16 protein-coding genes and 1 other RNA gene are annotated in these 20,317 nt (G+C 32.5%); 9 read left to right on the top strand and 8 right to left on the bottom strand.

What is annotated here, in order from left to right; all coding sequences use genetic code 11:
* Positions 1 to 8: 8 nt before the first annotated feature.
* The 6 genes from J3U20_RS07710 to ssrA all read right to left on the bottom strand — a co-directional run bounded on the left by J3U20_RS07710 (position 9) and on the right by ssrA (position 5,686).
* Positions 9 to 593, bottom strand: a complete 585-nt coding sequence (locus tag J3U20_RS07710; protein WP_160542704.1) for a hypothetical protein — start codon at positions 591 to 593, stop codon at positions 9 to 11.
* A complete protein-coding gene (locus J3U20_RS07705) occupies positions 590 to 835 on the bottom strand; it encodes a DUF3289 family protein (protein WP_160542705.1) in 246 nt (81 codons plus the stop codon). Before J3U20_RS07705 ends, J3U20_RS07710 begins: the two co-directional genes overlap by 4 nt.
* A gap of 19 nt (positions 836 to 854) precedes the next feature.
* The gene (locus tag J3U20_RS07700; protein ID WP_160542706.1) at positions 855 to 1,481 is read right to left on the bottom strand and encodes a hypothetical protein; all 627 of its coding nucleotides are present in this window, start codon (positions 1,479 to 1,481) and stop codon (positions 855 to 857) included.
* Between the two features lie 4 nt (positions 1,482 to 1,485).
* The gene (locus J3U20_RS07695; RefSeq protein ID WP_160542707.1) at positions 1,486 to 2,946 is read right to left on the bottom strand and encodes a hypothetical protein; all 1,461 of its coding nucleotides are present in this window, start codon (positions 2,944 to 2,946) and stop codon (positions 1,486 to 1,488) included.
* A gap of 5 nt (positions 2,947 to 2,951) precedes the next feature.
* Positions 2,952 to 4,862: a type VI secretion system Vgr family protein gene (locus J3U20_RS07690; RefSeq protein ID WP_160542708.1), complete on the bottom strand. Its 1,911-nt coding sequence runs from the start codon at positions 4,860 to 4,862 to the stop codon at positions 2,952 to 2,954.
* A gap of 423 nt (positions 4,863 to 5,285) precedes the next feature.
* Positions 5,286 to 5,686: a transfer-messenger RNA gene (ssrA, locus tag J3U20_RS07685) on the bottom strand.
* 448 nt (positions 5,687 to 6,134) lie between these two features.
* On the opposite strand from ssrA, the gene dnaN reads away from it, so the two are divergent.
* The 9 genes from dnaN (at position 6,135) to trpS (ending at position 18,662) form a co-directional block, all read left to right on the top strand.
* Positions 6,135 to 7,250, top strand: a complete 1,116-nt coding sequence (dnaN, locus tag J3U20_RS07680) for a DNA polymerase III subunit beta (protein WP_105297308.1) — start codon at positions 6,135 to 6,137, stop codon at positions 7,248 to 7,250.
* Positions 7,251 to 7,338: 88 nt separating this feature from the next.
* Positions 7,339 to 9,759 carry a phenylalanine--tRNA ligase subunit beta gene (gene pheT / locus J3U20_RS07675; protein WP_160542709.1) on the top strand — a complete coding sequence of 807 codons (2,421 nt, stop codon included), beginning with the start codon at positions 7,339 to 7,341 and terminating at the stop codon, positions 9,757 to 9,759.
* Between the two features lie 10 nt (positions 9,760 to 9,769).
* The gene (locus tag J3U20_RS07670) at positions 9,770 to 10,546 is read left to right on the top strand and encodes a Rossmann-like and DUF2520 domain-containing protein (RefSeq protein ID WP_160542710.1); all 777 of its coding nucleotides are present in this window, start codon (positions 9,770 to 9,772) and stop codon (positions 10,544 to 10,546) included.
* Positions 10,536 to 11,063, top strand: coding sequence for a KdsC family phosphatase (locus J3U20_RS07665; RefSeq protein WP_105297328.1), 528 nt, complete (start codon positions 10,536 to 10,538; stop codon positions 11,061 to 11,063). The genes J3U20_RS07670 and J3U20_RS07665 overlap by 11 nt, the downstream gene beginning before the upstream one ends.
* Before the next feature lie 344 nt (positions 11,064 to 11,407).
* Positions 11,408 to 12,907 (top strand): cardiolipin synthase, encoded by a 1,500-nt coding sequence (gene cls / locus J3U20_RS07660; RefSeq protein WP_160542711.1) that lies wholly within the window; start codon positions 11,408 to 11,410, stop codon positions 12,905 to 12,907.
* Between the two features lie 233 nt (positions 12,908 to 13,140).
* Positions 13,141 to 16,536 (top strand): isoleucine--tRNA ligase, encoded by a 3,396-nt coding sequence (gene ileS / locus J3U20_RS07655; protein WP_160542712.1) that lies wholly within the window; start codon positions 13,141 to 13,143, stop codon positions 16,534 to 16,536.
* A 2-nt stretch (positions 16,537 to 16,538) separates the two neighbouring features.
* On the top strand, positions 16,539 to 16,916 hold the full coding sequence (locus tag J3U20_RS07650) for a TraR/DksA family transcriptional regulator (RefSeq protein WP_105297303.1): 378 nt from the start codon (positions 16,539 to 16,541) through the stop codon (positions 16,914 to 16,916).
* A gap of 5 nt (positions 16,917 to 16,921) precedes the next feature.
* Positions 16,922 to 17,563 carry a lipoprotein signal peptidase gene (locus tag J3U20_RS07645; RefSeq protein WP_160542713.1) on the top strand — a complete coding sequence of 214 codons (642 nt, stop codon included), beginning with the start codon at positions 16,922 to 16,924 and terminating at the stop codon, positions 17,561 to 17,563.
* A 133-nt stretch (positions 17,564 to 17,696) separates the two neighbouring features.
* Positions 17,697 to 18,662, top strand: coding sequence for a tryptophan--tRNA ligase (gene trpS, locus J3U20_RS07640; protein ID WP_160542714.1), 966 nt, complete (start codon positions 17,697 to 17,699; stop codon positions 18,660 to 18,662).
* A gap of 180 nt (positions 18,663 to 18,842) precedes the next feature.
* On the opposite strand, the gene J3U20_RS07635 is transcribed toward trpS, so the two are convergent.
* A complete protein-coding gene (locus tag J3U20_RS07635; protein WP_160542715.1) occupies positions 18,843 to 19,511 on the bottom strand; it encodes a GIN domain-containing protein in 669 nt (222 codons plus the stop codon).
* A gap of 99 nt (positions 19,512 to 19,610) precedes the next feature.
* The gene (locus J3U20_RS07630; protein WP_160542716.1) at positions 19,611 to 19,970 is read right to left on the bottom strand and encodes an arsenate reductase family protein; all 360 of its coding nucleotides are present in this window, start codon (positions 19,968 to 19,970) and stop codon (positions 19,611 to 19,613) included.
* Between the last annotated feature and the right edge of the window lie 347 nt (positions 19,971 to 20,317).

Here is a 20,317-nt window from a genome sequence, read left to right as displayed (position 1 = left end):
TCATTATTTTATAATATCTCCACTTCAAACCATGCTCCTTTATCGTGGTATATTAATTTCATTTTTTCTTGTTTATCTTTATTAAATAAAATATAGGTATAATCTTCTGTTTCTTTTTTAATTTCATCTTTTTCTGCATAGTCTAAAAAATTCTGTAGCGTGTTTATTGATAAATATATAAAATCAGCTGTTAAATGCGTTTGTTTGTTTTCTTTTTTTACAGTAAATAAAATGGATTTTTTTTCAAAAAATGTTTTATTATTATCAAATATTTTTATCCAATTATATTTTTTTTGTTGCTTAGAAAAATTAAAAACTATAGATTTAAAATAGTCTATATCAATGTTAGTGCTATCAGTACCAACTATTTTGATTGCATTTATATCTTTTAAAATACTTAAATCTATTGAACAAGAATCTGCTACTTTAAAAATTTTTTTTAAACTATTTTCATTATTCTTAAAATCTTGAAATATAAAAAAATAAGTATCATAAAAAGATTTACTGTAATAGGTTATTTCTGTTGTCTTTTTTGTATTGCAGTTAATTAATGATAAAACTATAATTATAAATATTATTTGAAATATTTTCATATGTCAATATAGTCAATAGATTTATATTTTATTTCAGTTTCAAAGGGTTGACATCCATAGTAATGCTGTAGCATAAAAAATGCTTTTAAACTGGGTGCAAACTCTTTTATTCCTTTTCCATTTAAATCATCCCAATCTACTCCGTACCAATCACCTATATACATTTTGGTTTTTACCTCAAATTTATTTTTCTTTATTTCTGTTATTTTTAAATTTACCTTTATAGTTTGGGTTCCTCCCATAAAGCCGTAATAAACATTACTATAAGATATCTATTTCAAACCATTTTCCATAATTGTGATATACTTGCCTGATTTTAAGAGAATCTTTTTTATTATATAATTCATAAATATAATCTTCAAATTGTTTTTGTGTATCATAATCATGATAAGAGTAATCTAAAAAATTCTGTACGATGTTTACATTTAGACTATCAAAATCAGCAGATATTTTTTTTAAGGGAATCTTCTCATTATTTCTTCCTTGTACATTTTTAAAATTTATTTGTATCGGATCAGATTTTGTACGTATTCGAAAATTTCGGTTGTTAGTATCATTTCCATCTAATTCTCTTTCTCTACTGAAAGCAAATAATAAAGAAACAGTATCTTGAATAAAAGGCACCCCATCATCAAACTTGTAAGTGTTTTTATTAGTCATAATAATCAGGTAGCCCTTATTTTTCTTAGCAAAATTAAATAAGTATTTTATACAATTTTCATTATCCTGAAAATTATCAAATACATAAAATTGTCCATAATAATTACTCAATAAATGATAGATATTAGGTTTTCCTTTAGGCTTTTTTGGGGGATAACAATTTACCAAAACGGCAAGGAGCAGGAAAAAAGAAATAATAATTATATATATAAATTTATTTTTTTTCATTGTATTATTTCCTTTTATTGATGGTTAAATAATCTACGGATTTATAGACCAGTTCAGTTTCAAAAGGTTTATATTTTTTTTCATATCCGGGAAGGTATCCGTAATGGTATTGAAGCCAGAAAAAGGCGTTCAGACAGGACATGTTTCCTTTTTTATGACCTATCATTTCATTAAGTCGGCCGGACATTGCCGCAATAGCTAAGTTTTGCGCCACTAGTGCCTTCCCTAAATTGGTAAACTTTTTCATCAGTTTTGAGTATATTTCTTCATAATTTTCACCACCGTTAAGGTCTCCCCAGTCAGAGCCGTACCAATCGCCTATATACATGGTAGTGTCTATTTTATAGCGCCCGGGTTGGCTTTCTTCAATTTCCAAGTCTACCTTAACCGTTTGTGTTCCTCCCATTAAGCCATAATACTCAAAACCTTCTTCGTTGTACATGCGCATGTATAAATCTGCTGCCAATTCTTTAGGACGATAATTAACCCCTGAAAAATTAGGCAATGCATTTTTTTTCAAATGTTCTGGTCCAAAAACATTTAAAATTCCTTCTTTATCTATCGTACGAATATCGAATCTTGGGTCTTCTAACACGTATTTTATCATTTGCAGGTAATTATTGTTAAAATAGTTTTGAAAAGGTTTAAATTGGTGCAAACGTTTGGAAATTTCTGTATTGAGGCCAAAACTTACCTTTTTTCCATTGCCATGATAAAAATTTTGTACAATGATATTGGCGGTATTTTCTTTAAGTACGTCTCGGGTACCAAAATAACCGCCTTTATAGTCGTTTCCCTCATAAAGTTTCTGAATCTGCTTTTCGGAAAGTTTTTCGAGATGGGAAATTGAAGTCACTCCTGAGCTTCCCGCTTTGGCTCTAAACTCTTGATTGCGGGCATCCAAAATTGCTTTTACCTTGGCTGTATCGTTTTGCAATTGTCCCCATTTTTTAGTTCCTTTATAATAAAATTTATCATCCAGTCTACTTAGTATACTAACATCCTTACTAGGCTTTTCCAAGTAGGCATATACACTGAATTTAGAATTTTTAACATCTCTGGGTACCCAAAATTTTACTTCTTGTTTTCCGTTATTTTGAGGATATTTAGATATAATCTCTCCTTCATCAAATTGGGTAGCCCACTTAATTCTTATTAGTTCATGTGGTTTAGGCTGTCTATTGAAATTTACTATTTTGTATTGGTATGATATACCTTTTTTAATACAAGAAACTTTCTGTCCTTTTTCATCAAAAGGTCCGTCCAGTTTTACCACGCGCAAAGGCGGTGGAGGGGTATAATCATTTAAATATTGAACACCGCCATTTCTTCCTACCATAGTAACCTTTTTTCTGGCATTAAAGGTTAAATTTCCACCATTGGCTGTAAGAGTTATTGATTCTTTTGCTCGTTTTATACTCTCTCCTCCTATTTTGCGTACTATATTTCCTCCTTCTATTCCCATAATTTCTAGTGTAATGTGGTATCTTCTGCACTATTGGATGTAACAGCTTTAACACTCTCAAATTTAATATTTTCATCTTCTGAACTATATTTGCCATCTTTAGAAGATGTTTCAGTAATATTCTTGGCATCTGAAGTTCTACTTTGTCCTGCAGCTTCATAAATATTAGCGGCGGTCAAACTATAATCTTCTCCCACCATCAGGGATACATTTCCTCCTGCATTCATGGTTATATTTTGAGAAGCATTTACCGATATATTCCTGGCATCCATATACAAGGTTTCAGGGGCATATACTTTGATATTCCCTTTTCCATCCAAAAAAATTCTATTTCCGCTTGGATCTTCCATTAGAATCGTTCCCTCGGAATCATTAAATATTATCTTAGTGCCGCTTCGGGTCTGTATCACTTTGATATCGTTTCCTTCACTATAATAGGCGGCTATTTCTCCTCCATTATAAGCCGTTCCTAATACTACGGGTGCTTCGGCATTTCCTCCTTGAAAGGCACACAAAACGGTCTCTCCTTTCTCCGGATTCATATAAATACCTTTTCCTCCTCCCGCATGAGGCTGTATTACCTGTATCCACGGGGTTTGACTGTTGCTTTCTTTCTGCCAACTAAACTGCACGCGCACTCTTCCCATTTTCAACGGATCTTGATTATCTGTAACCGTAGCGTGTTGTATTGAAGCTTTCGGATAGGCTCTTCCGTTGTAAAACGGTGGAACGGTCATGTCCTTGGGAATGCCTGTAAAGGTATTTTCATAGCCCTCTCCGTCTGCAAAGCGGTGTTCAATTTCGATGATCTTATATGATTCGATCGGTATTCGACCGTCTTTAAATATTTCATGTTCAGGTATCCACACCATCATCTTGGCTACATCTCCGATCCGCAATTGGGGATTGTTGCTCACCCCTTCTACATAAACTAAATTTTGTCTTTTCTTTTTTTCAATCTCCATTGAATCTTCTATTTCCTTTGAACCGTTTGGTAGTAAGCTTTGTTCATAATGGAATTGAGGTATTGTGTGATACAGGTTTTTTGAATAGGCTAAGGCATGTTGTTGAAAGGGATTGGTTGAACCGGGATGAGATTTAGGGTTAGCGGTTAAAATATGCTCTGTTTTCTGTTGGGCATCATAGGTCGTAAATTTAAAATTTTGAGGACCGATTCCCAGTTTTAACTCATATTCAAATACGTCTTCTCCTTCCATTAATTCTATGACCCTTCCCCCCCATGAACTATAGCAATATTCTTCACCATTGTAATAAAAATATTCACCATAGCGTTCGCTAAGTTGTTGGATAAAGGCTAAATCCGTACAATTGTACTGTACGGTATAAGGTAATCGTTCTTTTTTATTGGGATTGAATTGAAAGTTTATTAAGTTTCGGGAATAGGGTTTTATTATTTCTTTTATAATTTCTTCCTGGGTTTGGTTTTCAAAACTTCTGCATTGTAATCCGCTTTCCATCAATACCTCGGGAGAGGTACCCCGAAATACCAGCTGACGTATGCCTTGTTTTTTGGGTAGAGATATTTGTGTAATCAGGCCCGTAAAAAGAGAGGCTGTTTTTCCATACTGGCGAAATTCAAAAGTTATTTTTTTCCCTAAGTATTCTTTGGTATTTTGGTAGATATATGTCTTTTTATTTTCTCCGAATTCATCCGGATCACAATAGAGTGTAAAAGTGTGTAACTGATTAAGCTTTTGCTTTAGCTCTAATTTTATACTGGTTTTGGTAAAATATTCAATTTCGTTGATACGTATTTTCACGGATACTAAATGAGTTTTTCCATAGACCTCTTCTTTAGTTCCTCCGTATTTTGCATAATATCTAACCTCTTTTTGAGGCGGGTTTAATTGAAAGGAATGCTCCGTACCTTCTTCATAATTTGGAGTGGTTTTCATATAATAAGTAGTTTGTTTTGTTATTAAACAATAATAAACAAAGATACTAAATATTTAGTTATTGAAATAAATATATTTGAAAAATAGAAATAAGTAGTGGTAAAAATGCCAATTATATGGTTTATGAGATAGCAATAAGATCATTTTATATGTATGTGTTTTTTAATCAAACAATCTAAAAAGTATAAAATTTAAATATAGGATAGGATCAATATAAGTTATTCTTTAAACAAAAAGTGAATTTCAAATCTTACTTCTTTCGGAATTATAAAAAAGAACTTGATGAATATGAAAAAATCGTGATTCTCATTGAATCTATTTAAAAATGTAAAAAATAATTAAGAATAATAGTATTCCCGAAGATGAAAAACTTATCTAAAAAACCATATAAAACGAAAAAACCCGTTATATAAACGGGTTAAAAAGTGGAGATGGAGGGATTCGAACCCTCGTCCAAACAAGCAATACGTAAGCTTTCTACATGCTTAGTGAATTATTAATTTTCGGCTGATTGCTGAGAATTCACACCCCACAAGCAGCTTATCATCTAAATTTTCGAACAGAACCCGATGCGTGTCCTGTTCTATCTCCGCATTCCCGTGCCTCTTAACCAAACGCCGCAGAGAAGGGCTTTTGAGAGACATTTAGCTTCCTTACCTGGTAAGGAGATCGCTTGGACTTACTGTAATTCGGTCGTATTAAGCAGCTAAAGCGTATTCTTCGTTGCCAGTTATAAGTTTGTAACGGAAGTTTAACGAGATTACCTTACGTGACTCGACATGCTTACTTACCCATTGATCTTGCTGTCAAAACCGGTCATCCCCAATGGATAATTCTTTAATTTAATTGGCAAATATAATCATTTTAACTTAATTATAAGTCAAAATGGACCCCGTATTCCTTTAAGCACTATATATATTCAATTATTATTTTTAAATAAAATCAAAGATTTGAAAACAAAATAAGATATAAAACCATACATCTAAGCTTTTACTAAATCAATTAAAAACAAGGAGATCGATTTAAAATTTCATCATAACAATATTGACAGTAAAAAATAATTTTCTAAATATTTTTAAAAATAGAAATTATCTTTTTATTATAATTATAAAAATTTAAATCCCTAAAAATAAAACAATATATCATAAAGAATTTATAATTTATATATATTTTAAAATAGATAATATGATTTTTTCAATAAAAAATAAAAAAAAAGAGTTTGATTTAGAATGAAAAAAACTAATTTTGTAACTATTAAGAAAAAATTCATATATGAAATTCATAGTTTCAAGCGGAGAATTATTAAAAGCATTACAATTAATAAGTGGAGTTACCGGAGGAAACTCATCTTTACCTGTATTGGAAAATTTTTTATTCGATCTGGATTCTGATAAATTAACCATCTATGGATCTGATGGTGAAACAACCATGAAAACCAGTATTGAAGTTCAAAGTACAGATAAAGGAAAAATTGCAGTTCCTTCAAAACTGCTTACCGATACAGTAAAAACTTTTTCCGAACAGCCGCTTTCCTTTTCACAAGAAGGAAATCAACTCGAAATTGTGGATGAAAAAGACAACTACTTCATAGCTTTGGATGATGTAGACCAGTATCCTACCCTACCCGAATTAGACACAGACAGGTCTATAACCATGAAAGCCTCCGTTTTAGGAGAAGCGGTCGCCAATACTATATTTTCAACCGGTAATGACGCCATGCGTCCCGTGATGACCGGGGTATTATTCCAATTTACCAATTCGGAATGTCGATTTGTAGCAACCGATGCTCATCGCTTGGTAAAATATACTCGTAAAGATGTATCGGCCAATGAAGATATAGAATTCATCATGCCTAAAAAACCGCTTACTCTATTGAAAAATGCCCTGATTGCATATGATGATGAGGTTATTATTGAATTTAACGAAACCAATGCTCGGTTCACTCACAATGAAACTCAATGGGTTTGTAGGTTGATAGACGGTAAATATCCTAACTATGATGCCGTAATCCCTAAAGAGAATCCGAACGTATTGACTATAAACAGGCAATTATTTTTAAGCTCTCTAAAAAGAGCCGCCCTTTTCTCAAATAAATCAACTTCACAAGTACGTTTAGCTTTAAATGGAAATTTACTTAAGCTAAGCGCTGAAGATGTTGATTTTTCAAATAAAGCGGATATGAGCCTTCCTTGTGATTACAATGGGGAAGAATTAAAAATAGGATTTAATTCCAAATTCTTAAATGAAATGCTTAACAACATTTCTTCGGAAGACATTACTCTTGAAATGTCTACGCCCAATCGTGCGGGAATTATTAAACCTGCAGACGGATTGGATGAGAATGAAGACATATTAATGTTGGTAATGCCTGTTATGCTTAATAACTAAATAAATTTTAAAATATAAACCACTTTTCTCGCTCTTATGTAAATAAATTATTTACATAAGATTTTTTTAATATAAATAGTTAAAATCAATGAAAATTTCTTATAATTGGTTATGTAAATATATTAAGACTGATTTATCTGTTGAAAAAATAGCTTCCATACTTACAGACACAGGTTTGGAAGTGGAAGATGTTGAAGAAATTGAATCTGTCAAAGGCAGTCTAAAAGGTGTAGTTGTCGGTGAAGTCATTGAATGTGAAAAGCACCCGAATGCAGACAAGCTGAAACTAACTAAAGTGAACTTAGGGGATCAAACCGTACAAATTGTTTGTGGGGCACCTAATGTTGAAAAAGGCCAAAAAGTACCTGTAGCCACTATTGGTACTTCTTTATATTCCGAAGACGGAAGCGAATTTAAAATCAAGAAAAGTAAAATACGAGGGGAAGAATCTTTCGGAATGATTTGTGCCGAAGATGAATTGGGCTTAGGTAAAAGCCATGAGGGCATACTCGTACTTGATACTAATTTAAAAGTGGGTACTCCTCTCAATGAGGTGATCCCTGTTTCTAAGGATTATTGTATTGAAATAGGGCTCACTCCCAACCGTACGGATGCTATGTCTCATTATGGGGTAGCTCGTGATTTATATGCGGCGCTTAAAAGCAGAAAAATCAAGGCTGAATTACAACCAATCACTTTCGAAAATTTCAAATTGGATGAAGTCAAAGGGAATCCAATTAGCGTTGAAGTGGAAAATCAGCAGCTCTGCCCTAGATATTCGGGTATATATTTAAAAAATATTGAAATTAAACCTTCACCGGATTGGTTACAAAACCAGTTAAGAATCATAGGATTATCTCCTATAAATAATGCAGTAGATATAACTAATTATATATTACATTCCTATGGACTTCCTCTTCATGCATTTGATGCCGATAAAATTGGCGGTCAAAAAATAAAAGTGGGAACAGTACCGGAAGGAACTGCGTTTACTACATTAGACGGAGTAAAAAGAAATCTATCCGATTCCGAATTACTTATAAAAGACGCTCAGGATACTCCTTTATGCTTGGCCGGTGTGTATGGCGGATTAGAATCCGGAGTTTCCAATGAAACTAAAAATATTTTTTTAGAAGCTGCTTACTTTGATCCGGTTTCTATAAGGAAAACCTCTAAAAAAGAAGGGTTAAATACCGATTCTTCTTTCCGTTTTGAAAGAGGTGTAGACCCTAATTATACCCTGATTGCTTTGAAAAAAGCCTGTGAGCTTTTTAAAGAGTTAACCCATGCAACCGTTGTTGGAGAAATGATAGATATATATCCCAATCCAATAAAAAACGTAAATACTATTTTAAGGTATCATAAAATCGATCGAATATTAGGAAAGAAAATCCATAGAGAACAGATCAAAGAAATCTTAAAATCATTAGAGTTTACTATCATCAGCGATACAAATGAAGTTTTGGATCTTATAGTACCCGCTTATCGTGTAGATGTGACGAGGGAAATAGATGTTATTGAAGAAATTGCACGAATCTATGGGTACAATCAAATTGACATTCCTGAAAAGTTTTCGTTTGCTTATGAAAATAAAAATGCCTTTGATGAAGAATTTCTTGAAAACACGATTGCTAATCAATTAAAATATAATGGTTTTAACGAAATCATCAACAATTCGTTAACGTCTCGTAGAAATGAAAACAATCAATACGTGGAACTGGTTAATCCTTTAAGCACAGATTTGTGTGTAATGAGGCAATCCCTGATATATGGAGTATTACAAAGTATATCATTTAACAGCAATCGTAATCAGAAAGAAATTAAGTTTTATGAATTCGGAAAAACTTATTTTAAAAATTCCGCGGGAACTTATATTGAAAATAAAAAACTTTCGGTAGCTTTATTCGGAAATTTCCAGGAAAATAATTGGATTATTCCTCAAAATACTTCTACTTTTTTTCATTTAAAAGGAATTGTAAGCCAATTACTTACCGGTTTTAACATATCCATTGATGAAAAACCATTAGAGTCTTCTTCTCTGTATAAAGACGGCATTGAACTTTTTGTAAACGGATCTTCTTTAGGTAAATTAGGAAGTATCAGTCCTAAGCTTTTAAAAGAATTCGGATTAAAAGGTAATGTATTTTATGCAGAATTGGAATGGGAAAAATGGGTGGATCTTGCCTCTAAGAAAAAACCTTATAAATTAGCTGAAATCCCTAAATTTCCGGGCTCAACCCGAGATTTAGCTCTTTTACTGGATAAAGATATAAAATATTTTGACTTATATAAAGCGGCCTTTGAAACAGAAAAAAAATTGCTTCAATCCGTAAATCTTTTTGATGTTTATGAGGGCAAAAATCTACCTGAAGGTAAAAAATCATACGCATTGAATTTCTTCCTTCAAGATGAAAATAAAACCCTTACGGATCAAGACATTGATAAGGTCATGAAAAAATTGTTAGATCGTTTTTCAACCCAGTTTCATGCCGAATTAAGAAATAATTAATGATGAAAATATGCATAAAAATGTTGTAATTCTAGGGGCCGGAAATGTTGCTTATCATTTAACCAGAGCCTTACTTGAAAATACGGTGAATGTCGTACAGGTTTTCAACAGAACTCTGGATAAAGCACAAAATTTTGCAGAAGATTATAATATTAATTATACAGATAAAATTTCAGAAATTGTTAAGGCAGACATCTATATTATCTGCACTTCAGATAAGGCCATTTCCGAAATATCTTATTATGTACCATTTGAAGATTGTTTAGTTGTCCATACTTCCGGATCAATCCCCTTATCTTCGCTTAAGGGTAAATACAGAAAAGGAGTTTTTTACCCTTTGCAAACCTTTTCAAAAAAAAGAGCATTGGAATACGATAAAATTCCTTTTTTTATTGAAGCAGAAAATAAAGACGATGAAACTATTCTTTTAAATTTGGCTAAAAGAATTTCTGATGAAGCCTATGTTGTAGATTCAGAAAAGCGATTGAAAATACATATGTCGGGTGTATGGGCCAACAATTTTACCAATCATCTACTTTACATAGCCAATGAAATTTGCAGTAAACAAGATATACCTTTTGAGATTTTAAAACCTTTGATAAAGGAAACTTTTGAAAAAATTAATGATGACATTTCTCCGTATGACGCTCAAACAGGACCGGCAAAAAGAAATGACCAAGTTGTTATCCAAAAACATTTATCTATTTTAGAGTCTGATTCGAATTTATACCAAATCTATTCTTTACTAACTAATTCCATTTTAGAAACTTACCATGATAAATTATAAAGAAAAGCTCAATCATATTAGCGCATTCGTTTTTGATGTAGACGGAGTTATGACCGACGGATCCATCATTCTCATTAATAACGAAATGATAAGAAATATGAATACTAAAGATGGGTTTGCCTTACAGTTTGCTGTAAAGAAAGGTTATAAAATTGCCGTAATTACCGGAGGAAAGGATGCCTCTGTAGTGAGCCGACTTAACTATTTAGGTATAACTGACATTTATCTTGATTCTAAAGATAAATGGGATGATTTGGAAGATTTTCTTTACAAATACGGGTTGAAACCTCATGAAGTTTTATATATGGGAGACGACCTGCCCGATTATGAGGTGATGAACCAAGTGGGAATTGGAGCAGCTCCCAAAGATGCTTGTCCCGAAATTCTTTCCATTGCAGACTATATTTCACCTACTAAAGGCGGAAAAGGTTGTGTGAGAGATGTGATCGAACAAGTTTTAAGAGTTAAGGGCGATTGGGATTACCTCGAAACAAAAGATACTACCGCTTCTATATAAACATCTTATTTACATAAGTTTTAGGATATAAAATTTATTTAGATCCCTAAATAAAATAACCAATATTTTTACCTCTTTGATAGCAATGGATAAAATCATACGCTATCAATCATGTTATTCAAATTTAATTTTCATCCTATTTCCAAAATTTTTACACCACCTACCATCTCCATAAACTATATTGTTTTAATATAATTATTTGCACAATAAATACTATTTATTATAAAGAAATTAGTTTTTATCAAACATACAATCTATAAATTGCAAAATTTGAATTATAAATGTTAAAAATTATCAAATAATTATATTAATTAAATTTATAAGAAAATTTTCGTTTCAAAAATATGGATAAATTTATTGCATGGTTTAAATCTTTAAACTTTGAATATCTTTCAATACTAGGGGCTGTTCTTTATATACTTGTTATTATTTATACCATCTTTAAAATAATCAAAAATACGGAAAATCCATCCAAAGCAATCGGTTATTTACTTATAGTTATTATCCTTCCCATTATAGGGGTAATATTATATTTTTCGATTGGAATGAACTACCGATTGGAAAAATTGTATAAAAGAAAATATACACACGATCGAAACTTTTATCAGATACTCAGAAATCAAATAAATGAGCATACCGAAAAGAGAATCAACAAATACAATAAATTACTGGAGGGTAAAACTCACTCAATAAGAATGTTATTAAAAGATACTTCTTCTGCTCTTTATGTAGCCGAAAATACCAAGTTGCTTATCAATGGTGAAAATAAATTTAAAGAGGTTATTGAAGAATTAAAAAAAGCAACGAAACATATCCATATTGAATATTATATTTTTGCTGATGACCGTATTGGAAACGAAATTAAAGATATTTTAATACAAAAAGCCAAAGAAGGCGTAACCGTACGATTTATTTACGACGATTTTGGAAGCCATTCGTTGAACAAAAGAATGATAAAAGAATTGCGTGAAGGCGGGGTACAAGCCGCTGCTTTTTACAAAATTAAACTTTATGCTTTTGCCAACCGAATGAATTACCGCAATCACCGTAAAATAATAATCATTGATTCTAAAGTTGGTTTTATTGGCGGAATTAATGTTGACGACCGATATATCAATACCCCGAACAGCAAACTATTTTGGCGTGATACCCATTTTATGGTGAAAGGAGAAGCGGTAAACGGACTTCAATATAATTTCATAACCGATTGGAATTTTTGTTCCGGAAATGACGTCGATCCTTTTGACAAAGCCTACTTTCATGCGTCTAAAGATATCACCACTAAAGACGAAAACCCCGAGCTTCTGCAGATTGCTGCCAGTGGTCCGGATAGTGATCGAGCAACTATAATGCTTGTATACAACGGAATTATAATGTCCAGCCGAAAGAGGCTTTATTTAACGACGCCATACTTGATTCCTAATGAAACTATTGTTAATGCTTTAAAATACGCAGCTTTAAGCGGAGTGGACGTTCGAATTTTGGTTCCGTTTAAATCGGACAGTATCATTGTTAATGCAGCTTCGTGCGCCTATTATAAAGAGTTATTAGCCTCGGGGGTTCGAATTTACAGGTATACGAAAGGATTTGTACATGCTAAAACCATAATTTCCGACACCAATCTTTCCGTTATAGGATCAGCCAATTTGGATATGCGGAGCTTTGATTTAAATTTTGAAATAAGCGCCTTAGTTTACAGCGAAACCATTAACCGGGAACTTTACGATGCTTTTATGGAAGACATTGAAAACAGTACGGAAGTTTCCTATAAGGAATGGTTAAAACGAAACCGATGGGTAGATTTAGGTAATTCCATAGCTAAACTTATATCACCCCTTTTATAAAAAAATGATTAGTTAATTCTTCAAGGTTAACGAACTATTTTAGGGTATAGCAATCCCTATATAGGGTAATTTAATTGATCTGTATTTTTTAAAAATACGATTTTTTTAAAAGTTATAAATCGCTGATTGTAATACAATAAATTAGTTTTACTATACAATTAAAGTCCATTTAAGATAGACTTTTTTTTCGTATATTCGCAAATCAATTTTTTTCGCATTTGTTTTAAAAGAAAATGAGCAATAAATTTCAAGAATATAAAGAATTAAATCTAAATAAATTTGCAGACGAAATTTTAGAATTTTGGAAAAAAAATAATATTTTCCAAGAGAGTATAAAATCTCGTGAGGGCAATCCCCAATTCGTATTTTTTGAAGGACCTCCTTCAGCCAACGGAATGCCGGGCATTCACCATGTAATGGCTCGTACCATTAAAGATATTTTCTGCCGATACCAAACTTTAAAAGGAAAACAGGTCAATAGAAAAGCCGGTTGGGATACCCACGGTTTGCCCGTTGAACTTGGAGTTGAAAAGGAATTAGGTATTACCAAAGAAGATATTGGTAAAAAAATAACTGTTGAAGAATACAACAAGGCTTGTAAAGAAGCAGTTATGCGATATACCGGTGCTTGGAACGAACTAACTCAAAAAATAGGTTATTGGGTAGATTTAAATCATCCTTATATTACTTATGACCCCAAATATATGGAAAGTGTTTGGTGGTTGTTGAAACAAATTTACGATAAAAATTTACTTTATAAGGGTTATACCATTCAACCCTATTCTCCTAAAGCAGGTACAGGACTTTCCAGTCATGAGTTGAGTTTACCCGGTGCATATAAAGATATTACAGACACTACCATTGTTGCTCAATTTAAAGCAATTAAGGAAAGCACCACTTTATTTAACGATATTCAGGGCGATGTATACTTCTTGGCTTGGACTACCACACCGTGGACCTTACCTTCCAATACGGCGTTGACTGTAGGAGGATCTATTGATTATGTATTGGTAAAAACATTTAATCAATATACTTTTGAACCCATCAACGTTATACTCGCTAAAGAATTAGTAGGAAGTCAGTTTTCAGGTAAATTCGTACCTGCTGAATCTGATGCCGATTTTCAAGAGTATACATCTGAAAATAAAAAAATACCTTATAGAATTCTTGCCGAATACAAGGGGAAAGATTTAGTTGGAATAAAATACGAACAACTCCTTTCTTGGACATTACCGTATGAAGATGCGGACCGCGCATTTGTTGTGATTGATGGAGATCATGTGACTACTGAAGACGGTACAGGTATTGTTCATACTGCTCCTACTTTTGGTGCAGACGATGCGAAAGTTGCAAAAGAACACGGGGTACCCGGTATGTTGGTTCTTGATGAAAATCAAAATCCTGTTCCTTTGGTGGATTTACAGGGTAAATTTATTTCAAGTTTACCTGAACCTTTTGCGGGAAAATATGTTCGCATTGAATATTATAACGATAACGAAGCTCCGGAACGTTCAACCGACGTTGAAATAGCCATACTTTTAAAGACCGAAAATAAGGCTTTTAAAGTAGAAAAATACAATCACAACTATCCTCATTGTTGGAGAACTGATAAACCTATTCTTTACTATCCTTTGGATTCTTGGTTTATAAAAATTACGGAAGTTCGTGATCGAATGACCGAATTAAATCAAAGTATCAATTGGAAACCTAAATCAACGGGAGAAGGTCGTTTTGGTAATTGGCTGGAAAATGCTAATGATTGGAATCTTTCCAGGTCAAGATATTGGGGTACTCCCCTTCCTATTTGGAGAACTGAAGATGCTAAAGAAGAAATCATCATTGGTTCTATTCAGGAATTGATTGATGAAATGGAAAAATCCATAAAAGCCGGATTTATGTCTAAAAATATTTTTGAAGATTTTATTGTAGGTGATTTTTCCGAGGAAAATTACAGTAAAATAGATCTTCATAAAAATATTGTTGATCAAATAGTTCTAGTTTCAGAGAGTGGAAAGCCCATGAAGCGAGAAAGTGATTTGATTGATGTATGGTTTGATTCTGGAGCCATGCCATACGCTCAATGGCACTATCCTTTTGAAAATAAGGAATTAATAGACGAACGAAAATACTATCCGGCAGATTTTATTGCTGAAGGAGTAGACCAAACTCGCGGTTGGTTCTATACTTTACATGCAATCGGAACCATGATTTTTGACAGCGTAACTTATAAAAATGTTGTTTCCAATGGGTTGGTTTTAGATAAAAAAGGAAATAAAATGTCCAAAAGTAAAGGAAATGCTGTTGAGCCTTTTGAAACCTTGGCTATGTATGGGCCGGATGCTACTCGATGGTATATGATTTCCAATGCCCAACCTTGGGATAATTTGAAATTTGATTTGGAGGGCATTGATGAAGTACGCCGTAAAATATTCGGAACTTTATATAATACTTATTCATTCTTTGCTTTATATGCCAACGTGGATGGATTCAGTTATAAAGAGGATGATATACATTTTAAAGAAAGAAACGAATTAGATCAATGGATCCTATCCGAACTTAATCTTTTGATAGATGAAGTGGATTCTTTCTATACCGATTATGAGCCAACCAAAGCTTTACGAGCAATTAATACTTTTGTAATTGATAATTTAAGTAATTGGTATGTGCGCTTATCAAGAAGACGTTTTTGGAAAGGAGAATATTCCAATGATAAGATTTCTGCTTACCAAACTCTTTATAAATGTTTGGATACTATTGCTAAATTAATGTCTCCGGCAGCACCTTTCTATTCCGATAAATTGTATCAGGATTTAAATGCTGTTACGGGAAAAGAACCTTATGCATCGGTTCATTTAGCTTATTTTCCTGTTAAACAGGAAAATGAAATCGATTATTTATTGTTGGAAAGAACTCATTTAGCACAAAAAGTTACCACTATGGTATTTTCTTTGCGTAAAAAAGAAAATATAAAAGTTCGCCAACCGTTGCAAAAAATTATGATTCCTGTTTTAAGTAAAAATGACAGGGAAAATCTCGAATCCATAATACCTATAATAAAACAAGAGGTCAATGTAAAAGAAGTTCAATTATTGAACCCTGAAGAAGCTTCTGATATTATTGTAAAAGCCGTAAAACCTAATTTTAAAACGTTAGGACCTAAATTAGGCAAAGACCTTAAAGCCGTTAGCCAAGAGCTCCAACAATTATCTTCTTTTCAAATTGAAGAGTTGGAAAAGAACGGGGCTATAACTTTGTCCGGCTACGAACTAAACTTAGATGATGTTGAAATTCGCACACAAGATATTACGGGATGGTTGGTTGCCAACGACGGCAAATTAACCGTTGCGCTCGATATCACTATCACACCTGAATTAAAATCTGAAGGAATTGCTCGAGAATTGGTAAATAAAATTCAAAATCTCAGAAAAGAGAATGGATTGGAAGTTACCGATAAAATATCTTTAGAAATTCAGGCGAATGAGGAAATTGAAAAATCCGTTAACGAAAATATGGAATATATATGTTCTGAAACATTAACACAGAAATTAACTTTTGTAAGTAACACTACCGATGGGACGGAATTAGACATTAATGAAATTAAAATTAAAATCGTACTAAAAAAAGTGTAATTATGACTGAAGACAGACTTAGATATTCTGACGAAGAACTTGAAGAATTCAAGATACTTATTCTTGATAAAATTGAAAAAGCGGAAAATGATTTAACTATGCTGAAAGAAGCGTTTGTTAATGATTTAAATAACGGAACGGATGATACCTCTCCTACTTTTAAAGCTTTTGAAGAAGGTTCGGAAACCATGAGTAAAGAAAGTAACTCCCATTTGGCGGCTCGTCAAGAAAAATTTATCCGTGATTTGCGAAATGCTTTAATACGAATTGAGAACAAAACATACGGAATTTGCAGAATTTCCGGGAAATTAATAGGTAAAGAAAGATTGAAAGCGGTTCCTCATGCTACCTTAAGCATTGAGGCTAAAAACAATCAATAGTAAGAATGAAGAAAGTCTTATGGATAACATTTTTTATCCTTTTATTAGATCAAGTATCAAAAATTTACATTAAAACGCATTTTCATCTGCATGAGGAAATAAAAGTTTTCGATTGGTTTTATCTTACGTATGTTGAAAATCCAGGTATGGCTTATGGAGTGCAACTTGGAGGATTCATAGGTAAAATAGGCTTGAGCTTATTGCGTTTGGTATTAATAGGTTTAATGGCTTATTATATCAACAAATGGTCTAAAAAGGCTAATACATGGTATTTTATCATCCCGGCAGGATTAATTTTTGCGGGTGCAATCGGGAATTTGATTGACAGTACTTTTTATGGAGTCCTTTTCGATTCGGGTACAACTTATAACTCGGTTGTGAAGGATTGGTACGGATATTCGGGAATTTCCAAGCTTAATTTTAAAGGATATGCTCCTCTATTCGGAGGATGTGTCGTGGATATGTTTCGTTTTCCTCTTATAGACACTTACTTACCCGAATGGTTTCCTATTTGGGGAGGTGAAAGGATTCAATTCTTTAATTATATATTCAACGTTGCCGATTCTTCTATCACTCTCGGAGCGATATTTCTCATAGGTGTTTATTTCTTCAAACCCAGTATGTTTCCTAAAGAATGGATGAAATAGTCTTGTGTAAAAAAGTACTCCATTTTGTATTCTTATGCTGGGTATAATCTTTATATGGTATAATAAAAATGCATAAGTTTTTGCACTTTATATTTTAAATGTAAATTTGCATTTTATCATATAAAATATACACATGAGAGTTTTAACAGGCATACAAAGTACGGGTACTCCACATTTAGGCAATATATTAGGAGCCATTGCACCGGCTATTAAGCTAAGCAAGGATCCTTCTAATGAATCATTTTTCTTCATTGCCAATTTGCATTCCATGACGCAAATTAAAGATGCTGAAGTCCTTAAACAAAATACGTATGAAATAGCGGCAACCTGGCTCGCATGTGGTTTGGATATTTCCAAAACTTATTTTTACAGACAATCAGACATTCCTGAAGTAACAGAACTTATGTGGTATATGCTTTGTTATTTCCCCTATAGCCGTTTGGCTCTGGCACATGGATTTAAAGATAAAGCCGATCGATTGGAAGATGTAAATTCCGGGCTGTTTACTTATCCTATGCTTATGGCTGCGGATATTCTTTTATACGATGCACAAATCGTTCCGGTAGGTAAAGATCAATTGCAGCATTTGGAGATGACTAGAGATGTCGCTCAAAAATTTAATCACGTACACGGCGATGTTTTGGTAGTCCCTGAAGCCAAAATTCAGGAAAATACAATGTATGTATCCGGAACTGATGGAAATAAAATGAGTAAATCCAGAGGAAATACCATTCAAATTTTTGCCCCTGAAAAAGAGTTAAAAAAACAAATTATGTCTATTGTAACCGATTCTACTCCACTGGAAGAACCTAAAAATCCGGATACTTGTAATGCGTTTTCTATATTTAAATTGGTAGCCACTCCTGAAGAAGTGGAAAATATGAGAGAAAACTACTTAGCCGGTGGTTACGGATACGGACATGCTAAAAATGAATTATTTAAAGTTCTTCTACGTGAATTTAGTGAGGCCAGGGAAAAATATAATTACTATATGAATCATATTGAGGAACTTGAGAATATTCTTAAAGAGGGAGCTGAAAAAACAAAAAGCATAGCATCTGAAACACTCAAAAGAGTTAGAAAGTCTTTACAATTTTAAAACTTTTCAAAAAAAATTGCAGCAAAAAGATCTTTTGCTACAATTTAAACTAAACTAATTAAACTAATATTTAAATTCTTGTGTAAAAGGATACAATTTTAGTTTAATTATTTTTTTCCTGCAATTCTTTATAATAGATTTTATCTATAGCTATATTTAATATTTTTATATAAGCCATATTTAGTATATATTCACATATCCGCCCTCGATATCTTTTTTAACTACTTCCGCTCCTCCATAGACATTAATATCTCCCCCATCTTTTATTTTGGTTTCAACTAATCCATTAGAATAAACAGATGCTGTTCCTCCGGAAGTAACTGCTACAGCAATTTTGTTTGAACCCACTTCTTTTGCGTCGTAGGTGCCCCCGGATGTAATTTTAATATTTTGATGATTTGCCAATCCTGAAACTTTGATTTCTCCTCCTGATTTTAGCTTGGCATGTATTTTGTTTACTCCAACAAGAACGGTAATCTTCGAACCTTCAGTAGCCCCGATATTTAATAGATTTTCTTCTAATTTATCATGACCGGTTATTGTTGATCCTTCGTAAGCATGTATATTATTTAACTTTTTATAATATACCTTTACGTTTACCTCATCGTCGTTCTCTAATTTCAACGTATCCATTCTAATAATTAATTCTCCGCCTTTTTTAACGATTTTTACGTCATCTTTTTTTACTCCGCTTATCTCTACTTTTTCTTCCGGTGAGGAAAGTAACGTCACAGGAATTTTATCATAAACACGCAAAACGGTAAAACTTCTTAAATTTTTAACTATTGCCTGAGCAGAAACAATCTGTATAAAAATTATCCCAAATAAAACAAATAAAAATTTCTTCATATACTTTTTTGAGATAGAATTCAATAATTAAGCCATAACTTCATTATGATTACTATATTATCAATAAGTATATTCTTATAAGGGGTATTGATGATTAGTTTAGCCTAGTAGTGCTTTTTTCCATTCTTCTTCTTTAAATCCTACTAAAATAATAGAATCACTTATCACTAAGGGACGTTTTACCAACATTCCGTCTGTAGATAGAAGTGATAAGAGTTCATCTTCGCTGCTTGTTTTTACTTTTTCTTTAAGGTTTAATTCTTTATACAGTTTGCCTGATGTATTAAAAAATTTGTTTATGGGCAATCCTGATCTTTGATACCATTCTTTTAATTCTTCTTTCGTTGGACGTTCTTTTGCTATATTTCTTTCTTTAAATTCTATGGTATTATCTTGCAACCATTTGATTGCTTTTTTACATGTGCTGCATTTAGGATAGCATAAGATTGTTATTTCCATTTCTTGTTTTTTTATGAAGTCAAATTTACTTTTTTTATGTGTCTAAAGTCTATTAGTAATAGTTTAAAAATTAGCAAAGGGGTAATTATTTAAATTTAACCATATCATTAGCTTTCAATTAAACCGGCTTTAAATATTGCTGGATTGATCAAATGAAGTAAACCTCATTAAATGAGAATTACTACAATACATAATCGGTTTTTTGTAATGTGAACATTAATGATCCACGTTATAATTTTAAGGTAAAATAGTTTATAAAATGGACTTTATAAAAATTGAATGCAGAAACTTTCTTTTCAATTGTAAAATTCAATAACTAACCTTTTTCTTGTCATCTATTTTCTTTT

It is taken from the genome of Apibacter sp. B3919 (assembly GCF_026537405.1).
GTDB lineage: Bacteria > Bacteroidota > Bacteroidia > Flavobacteriales > Weeksellaceae > Apibacter.
This window is presented reverse-complemented; position numbering and strand designations above follow the sequence as displayed.